This window comes from Thiosulfatimonas sediminis (assembly GCF_011398355.1).
Taxonomy (GTDB): domain Bacteria; phylum Pseudomonadota; class Gammaproteobacteria; order Thiomicrospirales; family Thiomicrospiraceae; genus Thiomicrorhabdus; species Thiomicrorhabdus sediminis_A.
This window is the reverse complement of the sequence record NZ_AP021889.1, coordinates 1,112,721-1,131,252: the sequence shown is the minus strand read 5'-3', so window position 1 is coordinate 1,131,252 and position 18,532 is coordinate 1,112,721. Positions and strand designations below refer to the sequence as shown.

Annotated in this window: 25 protein-coding genes; 18 read left to right on the top strand and 7 right to left on the bottom strand. The window is 49.3% G+C overall.

Annotation, left to right across the window (positions count from 1 at the left end):
* Positions 1-366: 366 nt before the first annotated feature.
* From tnpC (HRR27_RS05140) to tnpB (HRR27_RS05125), 4 genes are read right to left on the bottom strand one after another with little or no spacing between them, the layout of a single operon-like run.
* Positions 367-1,011: an IS66 family transposase gene (tnpC, locus tag HRR27_RS05140; protein ID WP_425086068.1), complete on the bottom strand. Its 645-nt coding sequence runs from the start codon at positions 1,009-1,011 to the stop codon at positions 367-369.
* Positions 950-1,219, bottom strand: a complete 270-nt coding sequence (locus HRR27_RS05135) for a hypothetical protein (RefSeq protein WP_173271192.1) — start codon at positions 1,217-1,219, stop codon at positions 950-952. The genes tnpC (HRR27_RS05140) and HRR27_RS05135 overlap by 62 nt, the downstream gene beginning before the upstream one ends.
* Positions 1,209-2,867, bottom strand: coding sequence for an IS66 family transposase (gene tnpC, locus HRR27_RS05130; RefSeq protein WP_173271516.1), 1,659 nt, complete (start codon positions 2,865-2,867; stop codon positions 1,209-1,211). The genes HRR27_RS05135 and tnpC (HRR27_RS05130) overlap by 11 nt, the downstream gene beginning before the upstream one ends.
* 38 nt (positions 2,868-2,905) lie before the next feature.
* The gene (tnpB, locus tag HRR27_RS05125; RefSeq protein WP_173271188.1) at positions 2,906-3,250 is read right to left on the bottom strand and encodes an IS66 family insertion sequence element accessory protein TnpB; all 345 of its coding nucleotides are present in this window, start codon (positions 3,248-3,250) and stop codon (positions 2,906-2,908) included.
* A gap of 171 nt (positions 3,251-3,421) precedes the next feature.
* On the opposite strand from tnpB (HRR27_RS05125), the gene tnpA (HRR27_RS05120) reads away from it, so the two are divergent.
* The 6 genes from tnpA (HRR27_RS05120) (at position 3,422) to tnpA (HRR27_RS05095) (ending at position 6,741) form a co-directional block, all read left to right on the top strand.
* The gene (gene tnpA, locus HRR27_RS05120) at positions 3,422-3,721 is read left to right on the top strand and encodes an IS66 family insertion sequence element accessory protein TnpA (RefSeq protein WP_173271184.1); all 300 of its coding nucleotides are present in this window, start codon (positions 3,422-3,424) and stop codon (positions 3,719-3,721) included.
* Entirely contained in the window at positions 3,714-4,070 is a 357-nt protein-coding gene (gene tnpB, locus HRR27_RS05115; RefSeq protein ID WP_173271504.1) for an IS66 family insertion sequence element accessory protein TnpB, read from the top strand. The genes tnpA (HRR27_RS05120) and tnpB (HRR27_RS05115) overlap by 8 nt, the downstream gene beginning before the upstream one ends.
* Before the next feature lie 20 nt (positions 4,071-4,090).
* Positions 4,091-5,614, top strand: coding sequence for an IS66 family transposase (tnpC, locus tag HRR27_RS05110; protein ID WP_173271514.1), 1,524 nt, complete (start codon positions 4,091-4,093; stop codon positions 5,612-5,614).
* 84 nt (positions 5,615-5,698) lie between these two features.
* Positions 5,699-6,079: a transposase gene (locus HRR27_RS05105; RefSeq protein WP_173271512.1), complete on the top strand. Its 381-nt coding sequence runs from the start codon at positions 5,699-5,701 to the stop codon at positions 6,077-6,079.
* Positions 6,076-6,405, top strand: coding sequence for an IS66 family insertion sequence element accessory protein TnpB (tnpB, locus tag HRR27_RS05100; protein ID WP_173271510.1), 330 nt, complete (start codon positions 6,076-6,078; stop codon positions 6,403-6,405). The genes HRR27_RS05105 and tnpB (HRR27_RS05100) overlap by 4 nt, the downstream gene beginning before the upstream one ends.
* A gap of 96 nt (positions 6,406-6,501) precedes the next feature.
* Positions 6,502-6,741 carry an IS66 family insertion sequence element accessory protein TnpA gene (gene tnpA / locus HRR27_RS05095; protein ID WP_173271508.1) on the top strand — a complete coding sequence of 80 codons (240 nt, stop codon included), beginning with the start codon at positions 6,502-6,504 and terminating at the stop codon, positions 6,739-6,741.
* Between the two features lie 4 nt (positions 6,742-6,745).
* On the opposite strand, the gene tnpC (HRR27_RS05090) is transcribed toward tnpA (HRR27_RS05095), so the two are convergent.
* Genes tnpC (HRR27_RS05090) through tnpA (HRR27_RS05080) form a run of 3 tightly spaced genes read right to left on the bottom strand, consistent with a single transcriptional unit; the run spans position 6,746 to position 8,938 of the window.
* On the bottom strand, positions 6,746-8,269 hold the full coding sequence (tnpC, locus tag HRR27_RS05090) for an IS66 family transposase (protein ID WP_173271506.1): 1,524 nt from the start codon (positions 8,267-8,269) through the stop codon (positions 6,746-6,748).
* Between the two features lie 20 nt (positions 8,270-8,289).
* Positions 8,290-8,646 (bottom strand): IS66 family insertion sequence element accessory protein TnpB, encoded by a 357-nt coding sequence (gene tnpB / locus HRR27_RS05085; RefSeq protein WP_173271504.1) that lies wholly within the window; start codon positions 8,644-8,646, stop codon positions 8,290-8,292.
* Complete coding sequence (tnpA, locus tag HRR27_RS05080) at positions 8,639-8,938, bottom strand: IS66 family insertion sequence element accessory protein TnpA (protein ID WP_173271184.1); 300 nt, start codon at positions 8,936-8,938, stop codon at positions 8,639-8,641. Before tnpA (HRR27_RS05080) ends, tnpB (HRR27_RS05085) begins: the two co-directional genes overlap by 8 nt.
* A gap of 171 nt (positions 8,939-9,109) precedes the next feature.
* Here tnpA (HRR27_RS05080) and tnpB (HRR27_RS05075) point away from each other — a divergent pair, with 171 nt between their 5' ends.
* The 12 genes from tnpB (HRR27_RS05075) to HRR27_RS05020 all read left to right on the top strand — a co-directional run bounded on the left by tnpB (HRR27_RS05075) (position 9,110) and on the right by HRR27_RS05020 (position 18,496).
* Positions 9,110-9,454: an IS66 family insertion sequence element accessory protein TnpB gene (gene tnpB / locus HRR27_RS05075; RefSeq protein WP_173271188.1), complete on the top strand. Its 345-nt coding sequence runs from the start codon at positions 9,110-9,112 to the stop codon at positions 9,452-9,454.
* 38 nt (positions 9,455-9,492) lie between these two features.
* Positions 9,493-11,151 (top strand): IS66 family transposase, encoded by a 1,659-nt coding sequence (tnpC, locus tag HRR27_RS05070; RefSeq protein WP_173271502.1) that lies wholly within the window; start codon positions 9,493-9,495, stop codon positions 11,149-11,151.
* A gap of 130 nt (positions 11,152-11,281) precedes the next feature.
* The gene (locus tag HRR27_RS05065; protein WP_173271500.1) at positions 11,282-11,632 is read left to right on the top strand and encodes a transposase; all 351 of its coding nucleotides are present in this window, start codon (positions 11,282-11,284) and stop codon (positions 11,630-11,632) included.
* Complete coding sequence (gene tnpB / locus HRR27_RS05060) at positions 11,629-11,958, top strand: IS66 family insertion sequence element accessory protein TnpB (protein ID WP_173271498.1); 330 nt, start codon at positions 11,629-11,631, stop codon at positions 11,956-11,958. Before HRR27_RS05065 ends, tnpB (HRR27_RS05060) begins: the two co-directional genes overlap by 4 nt.
* A gap of 17 nt (positions 11,959-11,975) precedes the next feature.
* The gene (tnpC, locus tag HRR27_RS05055; protein WP_173271496.1) at positions 11,976-13,550 is read left to right on the top strand and encodes an IS66 family transposase; all 1,575 of its coding nucleotides are present in this window, start codon (positions 11,976-11,978) and stop codon (positions 13,548-13,550) included.
* A gap of 225 nt (positions 13,551-13,775) precedes the next feature.
* The gene (locus HRR27_RS05050) at positions 13,776-14,126 is read left to right on the top strand and encodes a transposase (RefSeq protein ID WP_173269095.1); all 351 of its coding nucleotides are present in this window, start codon (positions 13,776-13,778) and stop codon (positions 14,124-14,126) included.
* On the top strand, positions 14,123-14,452 hold the full coding sequence (tnpB, locus tag HRR27_RS05045; RefSeq protein WP_173269097.1) for an IS66 family insertion sequence element accessory protein TnpB: 330 nt from the start codon (positions 14,123-14,125) through the stop codon (positions 14,450-14,452). The genes HRR27_RS05050 and tnpB (HRR27_RS05045) overlap by 4 nt, the downstream gene beginning before the upstream one ends.
* 17 nt (positions 14,453-14,469) lie before the next feature.
* Positions 14,470-16,023 (top strand): IS66 family transposase, encoded by a 1,554-nt coding sequence (gene tnpC, locus HRR27_RS05040; protein WP_173269099.1) that lies wholly within the window; start codon positions 14,470-14,472, stop codon positions 16,021-16,023.
* Positions 16,024-16,302, top strand: a complete 279-nt coding sequence (gene tnpA / locus HRR27_RS05035) for an IS66 family insertion sequence element accessory protein TnpA (protein ID WP_173271494.1) — start codon at positions 16,024-16,026, stop codon at positions 16,300-16,302.
* Positions 16,295-16,651: an IS66 family insertion sequence element accessory protein TnpB gene (tnpB, locus tag HRR27_RS05030; protein ID WP_173270780.1), complete on the top strand. Its 357-nt coding sequence runs from the start codon at positions 16,295-16,297 to the stop codon at positions 16,649-16,651. The genes tnpA (HRR27_RS05035) and tnpB (HRR27_RS05030) overlap by 8 nt, the downstream gene beginning before the upstream one ends.
* Before the next feature lie 20 nt (positions 16,652-16,671).
* Positions 16,672-18,237 (top strand): IS66 family transposase, encoded by a 1,566-nt coding sequence (gene tnpC / locus HRR27_RS05025; protein ID WP_173271492.1) that lies wholly within the window; start codon positions 16,672-16,674, stop codon positions 18,235-18,237.
* A gap of 79 nt (positions 18,238-18,316) precedes the next feature.
* Entirely contained in the window at positions 18,317-18,496 is a 180-nt protein-coding gene (locus tag HRR27_RS05020; protein WP_243830887.1) for a hypothetical protein, read from the top strand.
* Positions 18,497-18,532 lie beyond the last annotated feature (36 nt).

Genomic DNA, 18,532 nt, shown 5'->3' with positions numbered 1-18,532 from the left:
CCAAATGGTTCTCTTTAGTTTATTTACCATGACATTGATGTATATCGCCGCTTTAAGCACAAAAATAAGCATCGAAACCATTCGAAAAAAAAATACCCATTAATCTTTTCTCTATTTGGTCAACGATCTTGGTTGACCAAAATCTGTCAAGCCCAACCACCTAAAGGCAACTCTGCCTTTTTACTTGTGGTCATTCAAAATGAACTCAATCACAGTAACCGTCCTTAGACGTTAAGACCCAAGAATTGGCTCTAGATAGGCAGCCTGCGCAGTGGTCAACGTGCAGCCAGCATTATGAACTTGATTCAATCAGCTAAAAACAATGATCTCGAGCCTTATGTCTATCTCAAAGTAAGCGTCCGGCAATCACCGGTTGCTAGGTTGCCAATTGTGCGGCAGGAGTTGGTCGATTTGACTGGCTTTATGGGTGGGCAAGCGTTCAAGCACGTCTTTGAGATAGGCGTAAGGATCCAGGCCGTTATTCTTGGCCGATTGAATCAAGCTCATAATATTCGCGGCACGCTGACCACTGCGCAGACTGCCGGCAAACAGCCAGTTCTTGCGACCTAACGCCCAAGGTCGGATTTGATTTTCCACCCAGTTATTATCGATGGGCAGGCGGCCATCTCCAAGGTATCGGCTTAAGGCATCCCAACGTTTCAGGCTATAGTGAATCGCTTTTTCCGTTGCCCCACCTTTGGGCACTTTTTCTCGATGGACCTGCAACCATTTGAGCAGCAGGTCCATAATCGGTTTGGATTTTTGCTGTCGAATGGTCTGTCGTTCCTCTGGTGGCAAGGATTGAAGGTCTTTTTCAATCGCGTAGAGTTGCCCCATCATGTCGATGGCTTGAATGGCAATCGTGCTTTTGCCACTTTCATGCAGCTCCACCAACTTGCGACGGGCATGCGCCATGCAACGTAAGCGTTCATTCCAAGACGTGGTTGAATCAGCTTGCCTCATGAAGTGGGCGTAATAATACCGGTGCAACCTTGTATTGTTTGGCACCATCTTCATCCAGTACGATCACCGTCTTTCGATTGATTTTTGTGACGATGCCAAACACTTGTCCATAGCGACCCTCAAACGTCACTTTCATCCCCAATCGCAATTGCATCAGCGCTTCCATGGTTTCACGCTCCTGCAACTGGTCAATGCGCTGGCAGATAAGCGTGTTCAGTTCCATTAACTGATCCAATGTCATGTCTTCAATGCGCATGAGCGTAAACCTCTGTCGCTGTGTTTTGACGGTACGGGTGGCGTGGATCAATCAGTGCACGCAGAGGGGCATCAGCGAACCGAGTTTTCCAGACGCGCGGTGTTAAATCCACAACGTCTTTGGCCGGGTGTCGGCCAATGCGTTGCAATACATCCACCAGGTAAGTGTAGGGGTTAACCTCATGTAACTTGCAGGTGCTGATCAGGCTTTGAATCAGACCCAGGTGCTCGGCCCCCAGTTCTGTCCAGCAGAACATCCAGTTTTTCCTACCCATTGGAATGGGCCGCAAGGCCCGTTCCAGGTGATTGGTGTCCGGTTGCACTTGCGGATCTTTTAAAAACACTTTCAGACTCGCTGTACGACCCAGCACATAGTTCAGCGCTTTTGTCAGCGGATCACTGGGAACCAGTTGTGGGTTATCGAGTTGCTCCTCACACCATGTGAAGAAGTGATCGACCACTGGCTTTGAATGATCCAGTCGGTACTGACGTTTTTTCTCGTCTGTCAGGCCCTGTGTCTGAATGACTTCTTCATTCCGGTAGATCTGTGCGATCTGCTGCAAGGCATCGGTCGCTCGTTCAGGGTGCGCTTTTTGTGCGTCAATAAAGTAGCGGCGTGCATGCACCCAGCATTGAGCATGCGTAACACCCTGTTGTGTCTCAACGTAGCGCGCATAGGCCGAATACCCATCACTGAGCAGGGTGCCATTAAATTGGTCCTTGAGAACGGTTTCTATGTGCAACCGCCCTCGGGAGCTGGCATAGGTAAACACCACTTCGTCAGCATCACCATACAGCGGCCAGAACCAGCCGGATTTCATTTTACCCTTTTGTGAGCCTGTCCGGCCCTGATGACCGGCTTTGATTGGGGTCTCATCCATGGCCAGTACTCGCGAGCGCAACACATTGTCTGTCTGGGCATCGACAATCGGTTTGAGTAGATCAATGGACCGCTTGACCAGATTGGTCAGGGTGCTGCGACTGACGGTAATGCCAGCCTGCATAAGCCGTTGATGCTGTCGATACAGGGGCAGATGGAATTGGAATTTGTCGACCAACACTCCGGCGAGCAGACTGACGTCAGCCAGAGAGTTGTCGAGCACGTTCAACGGTGCGGGCGTTGTGATCAATTTTGGGTTGCAGCCCTTGCGACGGATCACCGGGCGCTCAAACTTGAGTACCACATAGCTTGAGGCGCGCTGCGCCAGACGATAAGTGGTTTTGATGGCAATGATATCGTACAGGTCCGCATCGGGACCACTGAGTTCTGGCGGTTGCTGTTCGATGACTTCCACGGGCACATCGGCGCTGAAGCGCAGACCGGTGTCGTTGAGACAATCGTCGTCACGCTGTTTTTTGCCTGTGCCGCGCTGATAGGCCTGAATGGTGCGTTTGGGTTCATCCACTGATGTGTCCGGTCGCATTGCCTGTTCACTCTGGAACAGACTGGCCTGCTGGGGCAGGTCAAACACCTGCTTTTCTGACTTGGGACCGAACAGTTGTTTTTTGAACCAGTCGAGCTGGTGTTCGAGCTTAGCGATGGTTTCTGCCTGCAAGGCTAACTGTTCACGTAGCAGCGCATTTTGCTGAGCCAGGTCTGTGGCGTCAGACGAGGCGCATAGTGGTGTGGCAGGTGATGTTGAGCCCATTGAAATCATGGGCTGTATTATACCAAATACTAACGTACTTATACCCTTTTGAAACGCTTGAATTGGCGGTATTTTTGCACTTCAATACCATCGATGAGCAGCTGCAGATCAGCAAGCGTCAGCGCATGATGGGACGCATTGGATTTGGGCACTGGGAACTGTCCCTGTTGCAGTTGTTTGGCCCACAGGCAGTAGCCGGTTCCGGTAAAATACAGCATCTTCATCTGGGTTTTACGGCGATTGATGAAGACAAAGTAGTGACCGCTGAGCGGATCTTGTTTGAGTTGGTTGCGAACCAGGGCGCTGAGGCCTTGGAAGGATTTTCGCATGTCGGTGGGCTGGGTGCACAGCCAGATACGCGCTTGACTATCGAGCCCGATCATCCGTTCTGGCTCAGTCGCAGTTCAACACCGTTGCCCAGACTTAGAACAATGTTCCAGCCAGAGTCGCTCGCGCGTGAGTCATTTATCAGTAAGCGCCAATTTACCCACATCTAAAATTCCTGAATAAAGTTCGTTATTCTTCTATGTGTTTTCAATCACAGGAGAATTTTGATGAGCAAACACGAACTTTGGGTGCAGCGGATTGCCGATTGGCAAGCCAGTGGTCTTTCACAACGGGCATTTTGCCAGCAGCAAGGCTTGGCGATTTCAACCTTTTATACTTGGCGACGTAGGCTTCGAAACTTAAGCCAAGCACCCATCAAAGAATCTTCTGCCTTTTTGCCGATGGTGATTCACGATCAGCCTGAACCGTGCTCAACCAGCATTGCAGTCAAGGCAAAAGGATTGGTATTTGAGTGTTCCGTGGTGCAATTAGCGCAATTAATCACCGAGTTGAATCGTCATGCTTAGACCAAGCTTTGATGCACACGTCTTTGTCTATCGTGATCCGGTGGATATGCGTAAATCCATTAATGGACTGGCGGCCATTGTGGAAGCTGAGCTGGGACATTCTCCCATGAATGGTGCACTGTTTGTGTTTTGCAACCGTTCTCGCGATAAGGTCAAACTCCTCTACTGGGAGCGCAATGGCTTTGTGCTCTGGTACAAGCGATTAGAGAAACACAAGTTTAAATGGCTCAATCCTCAGGAAACAAAGGATTCGATTGAAGTTACCGGCAAACAGCTCAATCAGTTACTCGATGGCTTGGATATTTTTCAACAGCCGCATCAATCACTTTTCTATGACAACGTGGGCTAATTCGGGTATCTTACCCGCCCATGAAGAAACGCCTCTCTGCTAAAGATTTACCCGATGATATCGACGCCTTAAAAGCCTTGGTTTTGCAAAAAGACCAGCAAATCGACACCTTATCAACGGAAGTCAGTCGTCTGTCTGAATTAGTCATGTTCTTTAAGGTTCGTCAATTCTATAAAAGCAGTGAAAAACACCCCGATCAAGCGGAACTGTTTAATGAACCCGAAGTCGAGGACAATTCGTCTTTGAGAGCGTCGAGTGATGAATCCTCGAGTGACTCACCCAAAGCAAAATCCAACGCCGGTCGTAAACCCTTACCAAAGAATCTTCCCCGTCAACGCGTTGAACATTGCTTACCGGCCGGTGAGAAATGTGACTGTGGCTCAGAGTTCAAAGAGATCGGTGAAGAAGTCTCTGAGCAATTAGAAATTATTCCTGCCAAAATCATTGTTCGTCAGTTAGTGCGTAAAAAATACGCCTGCCCATGTTGTGAGGGTTCGCTTAAGTTAGCGTCCATGCCCAAACAGCCGATTCCCAAAAGCATCGCCGGTCCGGGATTAATGGCCTACATTGCCACCGCGAAATACCAAGATGGCGTACCGCTGTATCGTCAAGAAAAAGCCTTTGAACGTTTAGAGGTCGAACTGTCACGCCAAACGATGGCCAACTGGATGATTAAGGGGGCCCAACTCTGCCAGCCTCTGTACAACCTGATGCAAGATTCTCTGCTGGACAGTGGCTATGTGCACATGGATGAAACGCGTGTGCAAGTGCTCAATGAGGTGGGGAAAACCGCAGAGAGCCACAGTTACATGTGGGTACGCAAGACGGGTGATCAAAAACACCCAGTGGTGTTATTCGACTATTCACCGGATCGCACCGCACAAACCGCCCTGAATTTACTGCCTGAGTTTAAAGGCTTCCTACAAACCGATGACTATGCGGGTTATCACAAAATCGGTGCAATGGAACAGATTACCCATCTAGGTTGTTGGGCCCATGCCCGACGTAAGTTTATGGATGCCAAAAAAGTACTGCCTAAGAATAAAACCGGCAAGGCGGACATGGCACTCAATCTCATTCAAAAGCTCTATCAAATTGAACAACACATCAAAGACCAACCACCAAATAAACGACTCAAGGTCCGGCAAACCGAAAGCCTGCGGGTTTTAGAACAGCTCAAAACGTGGTTGGATAAAAGCCTCAACAGCACCGTGCCCAAAAGCAAACTCGGTGAGGCCTTGAGCTATCTGGCAAAAAACTGGGAAAAGCTTCAAATCTTCACCACGAATGGGCGATTGAATATCGACAACAACCCGGTTGAGAATGCCATTCGTCCCTTCGCGATCGGACGCAAGAACTGGCTCTTTAGCCAATCGGTTAAAGGCGCCAAAGCCAGTGCGATGCTGTACAGCTTGATTGAAACCGCCAAAGCCAACGGACTCGAACCCCAAGCTTATCTCACTCATCTTTTCCGAAACCTCGCCAACTGCGACACCCTCGAGCAGTTCGAAGCACTTCTGCCGTGGAATCACACCGCATCCTAGAAAACTAGGGTGTGGGTAAATTGTCGCTTACGTAACTATCTGGTAAACACCTCTTACCAACCATACTTATCTGTGAATAATTAGGTGCCCACGTATTTTAAATGGGCACTTATTATAACAGACACACTATCAACGCTTCCCACAGTCAAAAAGATTCGCCGTCGCTACTCACGGGAATTCAAACAGCAGGTTTTGACCGCTTGCGAGGACCCTAACACCTCGATTGCACAAGTGGCTCGGGACTACGGCATCAACGCCAATCAAATACAAAACTGGAAGCGTCAGCTTAAAAAACGCCATGCCTCCCAAGCGGCATTTATTCCGCTGGTCTTGAACGATCTGCCGCCGTCATCGCCTCAAACGCTCTTGGTCGAACTGCCTGCACCTCAAGGCAAGATTGCTGTGCACTGGCCCGTCACAGAATTGGCCAAATTAAGCGCCTTTGTCAAGTCGGTGCAGTCATGATTCGCATTGATCATTATTGGCTGGCGACTGAACCCATGGATATGCGTGCAGGACCCGATACCGCATTAGCTCGTGTCATTGCCGTGTTTGGTGAGGCCAAACCCCATCATGCGTATCTGTTTGCCAATAAGCGCGGCAATCGAATGAAGTTATTGGTCCACGATGGCTTAGGCATCTGGCTCTGTGCTCGACGTTTGAATCAAGGTAAATTCCATTGGGCTGAACTGTGGCGGGGCGAATCCGTGACACTCTCCCCTGAACAATGTCTGGCACTGGTGCAGGGCTTGCCTTGGCAACGGCTCGAGACTTCCTTATCACTGAGTTAGTCTTTATAATCGTAAGCGTTCATTCCAGGACGTCCTGCCACGGCAATGAATTTCCCGCTACAGTAACCTCTCACTCACCAACAGGAGGTTACATTCATGACAACAAAGCGCCGCACTGCCGACCAATGGCAAGTCCTGGTTGATCAGCAACATCACAGTGGCTTGTCAGCCCGACAGTTTTGCCAGCAACAAAAAGTTGGCTATGCCAGTTTTTGCAACTGGCGCAAACGCTTATCTGAAAAACCAGACGAGAGCGACGATTCAGCATCCAGTGAATCCAGTTTTCTGGATCTGTCCTCAGTGATAAATGTAAGCGACAATTTACCCACACCCTAGTTTTCTAGGATGCGGTGTGATTCCACGGCAGAAGTGCTTCGAACTGCTCGAGGGTGTCGCAGTTGGGCAGGTCTCGGAAAAGATGAGTGAGATAAGCTTGGGGTTCGAGTCCGTTGGCTTTGGCGGTTTCAATCAAGCTGTACAGCATCGCACTGGCTTTGGCGCCTTTAACCGATTGGCTAAAGAGCCAGTTCTTGCGTCCGATCGCGAAGGGACGAATGGCATTCTCAACTGGGTTGTTGTCGATATTCAATCGCCCATTCGTGGTGAAGATTTGAAGTTTTTCCCAGTTTTTTGCCAGATAGCTCAAGGCCTCACCGAGTTTGCTTTTGGGCACGGTGCTGTTGAGGCTTTTATCCAACCACGTTTTGAGCTGTTCTAAAACCCGCAGGCTTTCGGTTTGCCGGACCTTGAGTCGTTTATTTGGTGGTTGGTCTTTGATGTGTTGTTCAATTTGATAGAGCTTTTGAATGAGATTGAGTGCCATGTCCGCCTTGCCGGTTTTATTCTTAGGCAGTACTTTTTTGGCATCCATAAACTTACGTCGGGCATGGGCCCAACAACCTAGATGGGTAATCTGTTCCATTGCACCGATTTTGTGATAACCCGCATAGTCATCGGTTTGTAGGAAGCCTTTAAACTCAGGCAGTAAATTCAGGGCGGTTTGTGCGGTGCGATCCGGTGAATAGTCGAATAACACCACTGGGTGTTTTTGATCACCCGTCTTGCGTACCCACATGTAACTGTGGCTCTCTGCGGTTTTCCCCACCTCATTGAGCACTTGCACACGCGTTTCATCCATGTGCACATAGCCACTGTCCAGCAGAGAATCTTGCATCAGGTTGTACAGAGGCTGGCAGAGTTGGGCCCCCTTAATCATCCAGTTGGCCATCGTTTGGCGTGACAGTTCGACCTCTAAACGTTCAAAGGCTTTTTCTTGACGATACAGCGGTACGCCATCTTGGTATTTCGCGGTGGCAATGTAGGCCATTAATCCCGGACCGGCGATGCTTTTGGGAATCGGCTGTTTGGGCATGGACGCTAACTTAAGCGAACCCTCACAACATGGGCAGGCGTATTTTTTACGCACTAACTGACGAACAATGATTTTGGCAGGAATAATTTCTAATTGCTCAGAGACTTCTTCACCGATCTCTTTGAACTCTGAGCCACAGTCACATTTCTCACCGGCCGGTAAGCAATGTTCAACGCGTTGACGGGGAAGATTCTTTGGTAAGGGTTTACGACCGGCGTTGGATTTTGCTTTGGGTGAGTCACTCGAGGATTCATCACTCGACGCTCTCAAAGACGAATTGTCCTCGACTTCGGGTTCATTAAACAGTTCCGCTTGATCGGGGTGTTTTTCACTGCTTTTATAGAATTGACGAACCTTAAAGAACATGACTAATTCAGACAGACGACTGACTTCCGTTGATAAGGTGTCGATTTGCTGGTCTTTTTGCAAAACCAAGGCTTTTAAGGCGTCGATATCATCGGGTAAATCTTTAGCAGAGAGGCGTTTCTTCATGGGCGGGTAAGATACCCGAATTAGCCCACGTTGTCATAGAAAAGTGATTGATGCGGCTGTTGAAAAATATCCAAGCCATCGAGTAACTGATTGAGCTGTTTGCCGGTAACTTCAATCGAATCCTTTGTTTCCTGAGGATTGAGCCATTTAAACTTGTGTTTCTCTAATCGCTTGTACCAGAGCACAAAGCCATTGCGCTCCCAGTAGAGGAGTTTGACCTTATCGCGAGAACGGTTGCAAAACACAAACAGTGCACCATTCATGGGAGAATGTCCCAGCTCAGCTTCCACAATGGCCGCCAGTCCATTAATGGATTTACGCATATCCACCGGATCACGATAGACAAAGACGTGTGCATCAAAGCTTGGTCTAAGCATGACGATTCAACTCGGTGATTAATTGCGCTAATTGCACCACGGAACACTCAAATACCAATCCTTTTGCCTTGACTGCAATGCTGGTTGAGCACGGTTCAGGCTGATCGTGAATCACCATCGGCAAAAAGGCAGAAGATTCTTTGATGGGTGCTTGGCTTAAGTTTCGAAGCCTACGTCGCCAAGTATAAAAGGTTGAAATCGCCAAGCCTTGCTGCTGGCAAAATGCCCGTTGTGAAAGACCACTGGCTTGCCAATCGGCAATCCGCTGCACCCAAAGTTCGTGTTTGCTCATCAAAATTCTCCTGTGATTGAAAACACATAGAAGAATAACGAACTTTATTCAGGAATTTTAGATGTGGGTAAATTGGCGCTTACTGATAAATGACTCACGCGCGAGCGACTCTGGCTGGAACATTGTTCTAAGTCTGGGCAACGGTGTTGAACTGCGACTGAGCCAGAACGGATGATCGGGCTCGATAGTCAAGCGCGTATCTGGCTGTGCACCCAGCCCACCGACATGCGAAAATCCTTCCAAGGCCTCAGCGCCCTGGTTCGCAACCAACTCAAACAAGATCCGCTCAGCGGTCACTACTTTGTCTTCATCAATCGCCGTAAAACCCAGATGAAGATGCTGTATTTTACCGGAACCGGCTACTGCCTGTGGGCCAAACAACTGCAACAGGGACAGTTCCCAGTGCCCAAATCCAATGCGTCCCATCATGCGCTGACGCTTGCTGATCTGCAGCTGCTCATCGATGGTATTGAAGTGCAAAAATACCGCCAATTCAAGCGTTTCAAAAGGGTATAAGTACGTTAGTATTTGGTATAATACAGCCCATGATTTCAATGGGCTCAACATCACCTGCCACACCACTATGCGCCTCGTCTGACGCCACAGACCTGGCTCAGGAAAATGCGCTGCTACGTGAACAGTTAGCCTTGCAGGCAGAAACCATCGCTAAGCTCGAACACCAGCTCGACTGGTTCAAAAAACAACTGTTCGGTCCCAAGTCAGAAAAGCAGGTGTTTGACCTGCCCCAGCAGGCCAGTCTGTTCCAGAGTGAACAGGCAATGCGACCGGACACATCAGTGGATGAACCCAAACGCACCATTCAGGCCTATCAGCGCGGCACAGGCAAAAAACAGCGTGACGACGATTGTCTCAACGACACCGGTCTGCGCTTCAGCGCCGATGTGCCCGTGGAAGTCATCGAACAGCAACCGCCAGAACTCAGTGGTCCCGATGCGGACCTGTACGATATCATTGCCATCAAAACCACTTATCGTCTGGCGCAGCGCGCCTCAAGCTATGTGGTACTCAAGTTTGAGCGCCCGGTGATCCGTCGCAAGGGCTGCAACCCAAAATTGATCACAACGCCCGCACCGTTGAACGTGCTCGACAACTCTCTGGCTGACGTCAGTCTGCTCGCCGGAGTGTTGGTCGACAAATTCCAATTCCATCTGCCCCTGTATCGACAGCATCAACGGCTTATGCAGGCTGGCATTACCGTCAGTCGCAGCACCCTGACCAATCTGGTCAAGCGGTCCATTGATCTACTCAAACCGATTGTCGATGCCCAGACAGACAATGTGTTGCGCTCGCGAGTACTGGCCATGGATGAGACCCCAATCAAAGCCGGTCATCAGGGCCGGACAGGCTCACAAAAGGGTAAAATGAAATCCGGCTGGTTCTGGCCGCTGTATGGTGATGCTGACGAAGTGGTGTTTACCTATGCCAGCTCCCGAGGGCGGTTGCACATAGAAACCGTTCTCAAGGACCAATTTAATGGCACCCTGCTCAGTGATGGGTATTCGGCCTATGCGCGCTACGTTGAGACACAACAGGGTGTTACGCATGCTCAATGCTGGGTGCATGCACGCCGCTACTTTATTGACGCACAAAAAGCGCACCCTGAACGAGCGACCGATGCCTTGCAGCAGATCGCACAGATTTACCGGAATGAAGAAGTCATTCAGACACAGGGCCTGACAGAGGAGAAAAAACGCCAGTACCGACTGGATCATTCAAAGCCAGTGGTCGATCACTTCTTCACATGGTGTGAGGAGCAACTCGATAACCCACAACTGGTTCCCAGTGATCCGCTGACAAAAGCGCTGAACTATGTGCTGGGTCGTACAGCGAGTCTGAAAGTGTTTTTAAAAGATCCGCAAGTGCAACCGGACACCAATCACCTGGAACGGGCCTTGCGGCCCATTCCAATGGGTAGGAAAAACTGGATGTTCTGCTGGACAGAACTGGGGGCCGAGCACCTGGGTCTGATTCAAAGCCTGATCAGCACCTGCAAGTTACATGAGGTTAACCCCTACACTTACCTGGTGGATGTATTGCAACGCATTGGCCGACACCCGGCCAAAGACGTTGTGGATTTAACACCGCGCGTCTGGAAAACTCGGTTCGCTGATGCCCCTCTGCGTGCACTGATTGATCCACGCCACCCGTACCGTCAAAACACAGCGACAGAGGTTTACGCTCATGCGCATTGAAGACATGACATTGGATCAGTTAATGGAACTGAACACGCTTATCTGCCGTAACCGTCCGGTAAACACCTCTTACCAACCACACTTATCTGTGAATAATTAGGTGCCCACGTATTTTAAATGGGCACTTATTATGACAGACACACTATCAACGCTTCCCACAGTCAAAAAGATTCGCCGTCGCTACTCACGGGAATTCAATCAGCAGGTTTTGACCGCTTGCGAGGACCCTAACACCTCGATTGCACAAGTGGCTCGAGACTACGGCATCAATGCCAATCAAATACAGAACTGGAAGCGTCAGCTTAAAAAACGCCATGCTTCCCAAGCGGCATTTATTCCGCTGGTCTTGAACGATCTGCCGCCGTCATCGCCTCAAACGCTCTTGGTCGAACTGCCTGCACCTCAAGGCAAGATTGCTGTGCACTGGCCTGTCACAGAATTGGCCAAATTAAGCGCCTTTGTCAAGTCGGTGCAGTCATGATTCGCATTGATCATTATTGGCTGGCGACTGAACCCATGGATATGCGTGCAGGACCCGATACCGCATTAGCTCGTGTCATTGCCGTGTTTGGTGAGGCCAAACCCCATCATGCGTATCTGTTTGCCAATAAGCGTGGCAATCGAATGAAGATACTGATCCACGATGGCTTAGGCATCTGGCTGTGTGCTCGACGTTTGAATCAAGGTAAATTCCATTGGGCTGAGCTGTGGCGCGGCGAATCCGTGACACTCTCCCCTGAACAATGTCTGGCACTGGTGCAGGGCTTGCCTTGGCAACGGCTCGAGACTTCCTTATCACTGAGTTAGTCTTTATAATCCGCGGCATGAAAACAATGCCAAACCTCCATCAACTCTCTGCCGACCAGTTACGAACACTGGCGGCGCAGTTATTCATTCAGGTCGAGACTCAAGAAGCTCGTCTTCAAGAAAAAGACCAACGCATTGCGGCCAATACCAAAGCGCTGCAACAAAAAGAGCTTAAAATCGATCAACTCACCTATGAGTTAGCCTATCTCAGACGTTTAAAATTCTCACACAAAAGTGAACAGATCAGCGCCTTACAGATGACACTGTTGGATGAAGTGACCGATGTCGACATTTCCGCGATTGAATCGGAACTGGATGCGCTTAGAGACAAAACCGACACAGCGCAACCAAAGAAAAAACCTAAGCGTCAGCCGCTACCCGAAAACCTACCTCGTCTTGACATCCGTCATGATCCCGAATCCACCACCTGTTCATGTGGCTGTCAATTACGCCATATTGGTGAAGACGTCAGTGAGAAGCTGGATTATCTGCCCGGTAGCTTTCAAGTGGAACGTCATATTCGCTCCAAATGGGCGTGCGATGCCTGTGAAACTCTGATTCAAAAACCGATGCCCCCACAAATCATTGACAAAGGTCTGCCAACCTCTGGGTTACTCGCACATCTGCTCATCGCCAAATACGCTGATCACTTACCGCTGTATCGTCAAGCTCAGATCTTTGAACGGGCCGGTGTTAAATTACCCAGTTCCACTTTAGCCGAATGGGTCGGCGTCTGTGGTGTTCAACTTGAACCGGTGGCTCAAGCACTCAAAGACTTTTTGCTGACGCAACCGGTCTTGCACGCCGATGAAACCCCAGTGCCCATGCTCAAGCCGGGGAATAAGAAAACCCATAAAGCCTATCTGTGGGCCTACACCAATCCAGCCAATGCACAACATAAGGCGGTGTATTACCACTTTAGTGAAGGACGAAACGGCAAGTTTGCACGAGAGGTGCTACAGGATTGGAAAGGATTGTTGGTGTGTGATGACTATCCTGGGTACAAAGCCAGTTTTAAACAAGGCGTGACCGAAGTCGGTTGCATGGCGCATGCCCGTCGTAAGTTCGTGGAACTGCATGAAAGCGGCAAAAGCACGATTGCCATTCAAGCCATTGAACTAATGGGGCAACTTTACGCGATTGAAAAAGAGATTCAACCCTTAGCCCCAGAGGAACGACAGACCATTCGGCAGCAAAAATCCAAACCGATTATGGACTTGCTGCTCAAATGGCTGCAGGTCCATCGAGAAAAAGTGCCCAAAGGTGGGGCAACGGAAAAAGTGATTCACTATAGCCTGAAACGTTGGGATGCCTTAAGCCGATACCTCGGAGATGGCCGCCTGCCCATCGATAATAACTGGGTGGAAAATCAAATCCGACCTTGGGCGTTAGGTCGCAAGAATTGGCTGTTTGCCGGCAGTCTGCGCAGTGGTCAACGTGCGGCGAATATTATGAGCTTGATTCAATCGGCCAAGAATAACGGCCTGGATCCTTACGCCTATCTCAAAGACGTGCTTGAACGCTTGCCCACCCATAAAGCCAGTCAAATCGACCAACTCCTACCGCACAATTGGCAACCTAGCAACCGGTGATTGCCGGACGCTTACGTAAGCGCCAATTTACCCACATCTAAAATTCTTGGATAAAGTTCGTTATTCTTCTATGTGTTTTCAATCACAGGTGAATTTTGATGAGCAAACACGAACTTTGGGTGCAGCGGATTGCCGATTGGCAGTAACTATCCGGTAAACACCTCTTACCAACCACACTTATCTGTGAATAATTAGGTGCCCACGTATTTTAAATGGGCACTTATTATGACAGACACACTATCAACGCTTCCCACAGTCAAAAAGATTCGCCGTCGCTACTCACGGGAATTCAAACAGCAGGTTTTGACCGCTTGCGAGGACCCTAACACCTCGATTGCACAAGTGGCTCGAGACTACGGCATCAATGCCAATCAAATACAGAACTGGAAGCGTCAGCTTAAAAAGCGCCATGCTTCCCAAGCGGCATTTATTCCGCTGGTCTTGAACGATCTGCCGCCGTCATCGCCTCAAACGCTCTTGGTCGAACTGCCTGCACCTCAAGGCAAGATTGCTGTGCACTGGCCTGTCACAGAATTGGCCAAATTAAGCGCCTTTGTCAAGTCGGTGCAGTCATGATTCGCATTGATCATTATTGGCTGGCGACTGAACCCATGGATATGCGTGCAGGACCCGATACCGCATTAGCTCGTGTCATTGCCGTGTTTGGTGAGGCCAAACCCCATCATGCGTATCTGTTTGCCAATAAGCGTGGCAATCGAATGAAGATACTGATCCACGATGGCTTAGGCATCTGGCTGTGTGCTCGACGTTTGAATCAAGGTAAATTCCATTGGGCTGAGCTGTGGCGGGGCGATTCCGTGACACTCTCCCCTGAACAATGTCTGGCACTGGTGCAGGGCTTGCCTTGGCAACGGCTCGAGACTTCCTTATCACTGAGTTAGTCTTTATAATCCGCGGCATGAAAACAATGCCAAACCTCCATCAACTCTCTGCTGACCAGTTACGAACACTGGCGGCGCAGTTGTTGGTTCAGGTTGAAGAAAAAGACCAGCGCATCGCCGCCGATGCCAAAGCCATTCAACAAAAAGAGCTTAAAATCGATCAACTCACCTATGAGTTAGCCTATCTCAGACGTTTAAAATTCTCACACAAAAGTGAACAGATCAGCGCCTTACAGATGACACTGTTGGATGAAGTGACCGATGCCGACATTGCCGCGATTGAATCGGAACTGGATGCGCTTAGAGACAAAACCGACACAGCGCAACCAAAGAAAAAACCTAAGCGTCAGCCGCTACCCGAACACCTACCTCGTCTTGACATCCGTCATGATCCCGAATCCACCACCTGTTCATGTGGCTGTCAATTACGCCATATTGGTGAAGACGTCAGTGAAAAGCTGGATTATCTGCCCGGGACGTTTCAAGTTGAACGTCATATTCGCTCCAAATGGGCGTGCGATACCTGTGAAACTCTGATTCAAAAACCGATGCCCCCACAAATCATTGATAAAGGTCTGCCCACCTCTGGGTTACTCGCACATCTGCTCATCGCCAAATACGCTGATCACTTACCGCTGTATCGTCAAGCTCAGATCTTTGAACGGGCCGGTGTTAAATTACCCAGTTCCACTTTAGCCGAATGGGTCGGCGTCTGTGGTGTTCAACTTGAACCGGTGGCTCAAGCACTCAAAGACTTTTTGCTGACGCAACCGGTCTTGCACGCCGATGAAACCCCAGTGCCCATGCTCAAGCCGGGGAATAAGAAAACCCATAAAGCCTATCTGTGGGCCTACACCAATCCAGCCAATGCACAACATAAGGCGGTGTATTACCACTTCAGTGAAGGACGAAACGGCAAGTTCGCAAGAGAGGTGCTACAGGATTGGAAAGGATTGTTGGTGTGTGATGACTATCCTGGGTACAAAGCCAGTTTTAAACAAGGCGTGAGCGAAGTGGGCTGTATGGCGCATGCCCGTCGTAAGTTCGTGGAACTGCATGAAAGCGGCAAAAGCACGATTGCCATTCAAGCCATTGAACTAATGGGACAACTTTACGCCATTGAAAAAGAGATTCAACCCTTAGCCCCAGAGGAACGACAGATAATCCGGCAGCAAAAATCCAAACCGATCATGGACTTGCTGCTCAAATGGCTGAAGGTCCATCGAGAAAAAGTGCCCAAAGGTGGGGCAACGGAAAAAGCGATTCACTATAGCTTGAAACGTTGGGATGCCTTAAGCCGATACCTTGGAGATGGCCGCCTGCCCATCGATAATAACTGGGTAGAAAATCAAATCCGACCTTGGGCGTTAGGTCGCAAGAACTGGCTGTTTGCCGGCAGTCTACGCAGTGGTCAACGTGCGGCGAATATTATGAGCTTGATTCAATCAGCTAAAAACAATGGTCTGGATCCTTACGCCTATCTCAAAGACGTGCTTGAACGCTTACCCACCCATAAAGCCAGTCAAATCGACCAACTCCTACCGCACAATTGGCAACCTAGCAATCGGTGATTGCCGGACGCTTACGATTGGCAAGCCAGTGGCCTTTCACAACGGGCATTTTGCCAGCAGCAAGGCTTGGCGATTTCAACCTTTTATACTTGGCGACGTAGGCTTCGAAACTTAAGCCAAGCACCCATCAAAGAATCTTCTGCCTTTTTGCCGATGGTGATTCACGATCAGCCTGAACCGTGCTCAACCAGCATTGCAGTCAAGGCAAAAGGATTGGCATTTGAGTGTTCCGTGGTGCAATTAGCGCAATTGATTACCGAGTTGAATCGTCATGCTTAGACCAAGCTTTGATGCACACGTCTTTGTCTATCGTGATTCCGTGGATATGCGTAAATCCATTAATGGACTGGCGGCCATTGTGGAAGCTGAGCTGGGACATTCTCCCATGAGTGGCGCACTGTTTGTGTTTTGCAACCGTTCTCGCGATAAGGTCAAACTCCTCTACTGGGAACGCAATGGTTTTGTGCTCTGGTACAAGCGATTAGAGAAACACAAGTTCAAATGGTTAGCACCAGTCGTCGATCAAGAAGCGGTGTCGGTCACAGGCAAACAGCTTAATCAGTTACTCGATGGCTTGGATATTTTTCAACAGCCGCATCAATCACTTTTCTATGACAACGTGGGCTAATTCGGGTATCTTACCCGCCCATGAAAACACCTCTGACTGCTCACGATTTACCCGATGATATCGAGGCCTTAAAGGCGTTGGTCGTGCAGTCTCAATCAGATATCCTTCATCAAGCAAGTCAACTTGCTCAAAAAGACCAGCACATAGATACGCTTGCCAAAGAAGTCAGTCGTCTGTCTGAATTAGTCATGTTCTTTAAGGTTCGTCAATTCTATAAAAGCAGTGAAAAACACCCCGATCAAGCGGAACTGTTTAATGAGCCTGAAGTCGAGGACAATTCGTCTTTGAGAGCGTCGAGTGATGAATCCTCGAGTGCCTCACCCAAAGCAAAATCCAACGCCGGTCGTAAACCCTTACCAAAGAATCTTCCCCGTCAACGCGTTGAACATTGCTTACCGGCCGGTGAGAAATGTGACTGTGGCTCAGAGTTCAAAGAGATCGGTGAAGAAGTCTCTGAGCAATTAGAAATTATTCCTGCCAAAATCATTGTTCGTCAGTTAGTGCGTAAAAAATACGCCTGCCCAGGGTGTGAGGGTTCGCTTAAGTTAGCGTCCATGCCCAAACAACCGATTCCCAAAAGCATCGCCGGCCCTGGGTTACTTGCCTACATTGCCACCGCGAAATACCAAGATGGCGTACCGCTGTATCGTCAAGAAAAAGCCTTTGAACGTTTAGAGGTCGAACTGTCACGCCAAACGATGGCCAACTGGATGATCAAGGGGGCCCAACTCTGTCAGCCACTGTACAACCTACTGCAAGATTCTCTGCTCGACAGTGGCTATGTGCATATGGATGAAACGCGTGTGCAAGTGTTGAATGAGGTGGGGAAAACCGCAGAGAGCCACAGTTACATGTGGGTACGCAAGACGGGCGATCAAAAACACCCAGTGGTGTTATTCGACTATGCACCGGATCGCACCACACAAACCGCGATGAATTTATTACCTGAGTTTAAAGGCTTCCTACAAACCGATGACTATGCGGGTTATCACAAAATCGGTGTAACCGAACAGATTACCCATCTAGGTTGTTGGGCCCATGCCCGACGTAAGTTTATGGATGCCAAAAAAGTACTGCCTAAGAATAAAACCGGCAAGGCGGACATGGCACTCAATCTCATTCAAAAGCTCTATCAAATTGAACAACACATCAAAGACCAACCACCAAATAAACGACTCAAGGTCCGGCAAACCGAAAGCCTGCGGGTTTTAGAACAGCTCAAAACGTGGTTGGATAAAAGCCTCAACAGCACCGTGCCCAAAAGCAAACTCGGTGAGGCCTTGAGCTATCTGGCAAAAAACTGGGAAAAACTTCAAATCTTCACCACGAATGGGCGATTGAATATCGACAACAACCCAGTTGAGAATGCCATTCGTCCCTTCGCGATCGGACGCAAGAACTGGCTCTTTAGCCAATCGGTTAAAGGCGCCAAAGCCAGTGCGATGCTGTACAGCTTGATTGAAACCGCCAAAGCCAACGGACTCGAACCCCAAGCTTATCTCACCGATCTCTTCCGAGACCTGCCCAACTGCGACACCCTCGAGCAGTTCGAAGCACTTCTGCCGTGGAATCACACCGCATCCTAGAAAACTAGGGCGTGGGTAAATTGTCGCTTACACGCTTACTATCTGCCAGCGCATTGACCAGTTGCAGGAGCGTGAAACCATGGAAGCGCTGATGCAATTGCGATTGGGGATGAAAGTGACGTTTGAGGGTCGCTATGGACAAGTGTTTGGCATCGTCACAAAAATCAATCGAAAGACGGTGATCGTACTGGATGAAGATGGTGCCAAACAATACAAGGTTGCACCGGTATTATTACGCCCACTTCATGAGGCAAGCTGATTCAACCACGTCTTGGAATGAACGCTTACGATTGAA

What these genes read in the sequence shown, in the direction of transcription:
- tnpC (WP_173271492.1), top strand. Translation starts at nt 16,672, where the DNA reads ATGAAAACACCTCTGACTGCTCACGATTTACCCGATGATATCGAGGCC.
- tnpB (WP_173271510.1), top strand. Translation starts at nt 6,076, where the DNA reads ATGATTCGCATTGATCATTATTGGCTGGCGACTGAACCCATGGATATG.
- tnpB (WP_173271504.1), bottom strand. Translation starts at nt 8,646, where the DNA reads ATGCTTAGACCAAGCTTTGATGCACACGTCTTTGTCTATCGTGATCCG.
- tnpB (WP_173270780.1), top strand. Translation starts at nt 16,295, where the DNA reads ATGCTTAGACCAAGCTTTGATGCACACGTCTTTGTCTATCGTGATTCC.
- tnpB (WP_173271504.1), top strand. Translation starts at nt 3,714, where the DNA reads ATGCTTAGACCAAGCTTTGATGCACACGTCTTTGTCTATCGTGATCCG.
- tnpA (WP_173271508.1), top strand. Translation starts at nt 6,502, where the DNA reads ATGACAACAAAGCGCCGCACTGCCGACCAATGGCAAGTCCTGGTTGAT.
- tnpC (WP_173269099.1), top strand. Translation starts at nt 14,470, where the DNA reads ATGAAAACAATGCCAAACCTCCATCAACTCTCTGCTGACCAGTTACGA.
- tnpC (WP_173271516.1), bottom strand. Translation starts at nt 2,867, where the DNA reads ATGGGCTCAACATCACCTGCCACACCACTATGCGCCTCGTCTGACGCC.
- tnpC (WP_173271496.1), top strand. Translation starts at nt 11,976, where the DNA reads ATGAAAACAATGCCAAACCTCCATCAACTCTCTGCCGACCAGTTACGA.
- tnpC (WP_173271506.1), bottom strand. Translation starts at nt 8,269, where the DNA reads ATGAAGAAACGCCTCTCTGCTAAAGATTTACCCGATGATATCGACGCC.
- tnpB (WP_173269097.1), top strand. Translation starts at nt 14,123, where the DNA reads ATGATTCGCATTGATCATTATTGGCTGGCGACTGAACCCATGGATATG.
- HRR27_RS05020 (WP_243830887.1), top strand. Translation starts at nt 18,317, where the DNA reads ATGGAAGCGCTGATGCAATTGCGATTGGGGATGAAAGTGACGTTTGAG.
- tnpC (WP_173271514.1), top strand. Translation starts at nt 4,091, where the DNA reads ATGAAGAAACGCCTCTCTGCTAAAGATTTACCCGATGATATCGACGCC.
- tnpA (WP_173271184.1), bottom strand. Translation starts at nt 8,938, where the DNA reads ATGAGCAAACACGAACTTTGGGTGCAGCGGATTGCCGATTGGCAAGCC.
- tnpB (WP_173271188.1), bottom strand. Translation starts at nt 3,250, where the DNA reads ATGATCGGGCTCGATAGTCAAGCGCGTATCTGGCTGTGCACCCAGCCC.
- HRR27_RS05050 (WP_173269095.1), top strand. Translation starts at nt 13,776, where the DNA reads ATGACAGACACACTATCAACGCTTCCCACAGTCAAAAAGATTCGCCGT.
- HRR27_RS05065 (WP_173271500.1), top strand. Translation starts at nt 11,282, where the DNA reads ATGACAGACACACTATCAACGCTTCCCACAGTCAAAAAGATTCGCCGT.
- tnpB (WP_173271188.1), top strand. Translation starts at nt 9,110, where the DNA reads ATGATCGGGCTCGATAGTCAAGCGCGTATCTGGCTGTGCACCCAGCCC.
- tnpA (WP_173271184.1), top strand. Translation starts at nt 3,422, where the DNA reads ATGAGCAAACACGAACTTTGGGTGCAGCGGATTGCCGATTGGCAAGCC.
- tnpC (WP_173271502.1), top strand. Translation starts at nt 9,493, where the DNA reads ATGGGCTCAACATCACCTGCCACACCACTATGCGCCTCGTCTGACGCC.
- tnpB (WP_173271498.1), top strand. Translation starts at nt 11,629, where the DNA reads ATGATTCGCATTGATCATTATTGGCTGGCGACTGAACCCATGGATATG.
- tnpC (WP_425086068.1), bottom strand. Translation starts at nt 1,011, where the DNA reads ATGGTGCCAAACAATACAAGGTTGCACCGGTATTATTACGCCCACTTC.
- HRR27_RS05135 (WP_173271192.1), bottom strand. Translation starts at nt 1,219, where the DNA reads ATGCGCATTGAAGACATGACATTGGATCAGTTAATGGAACTGAACACG.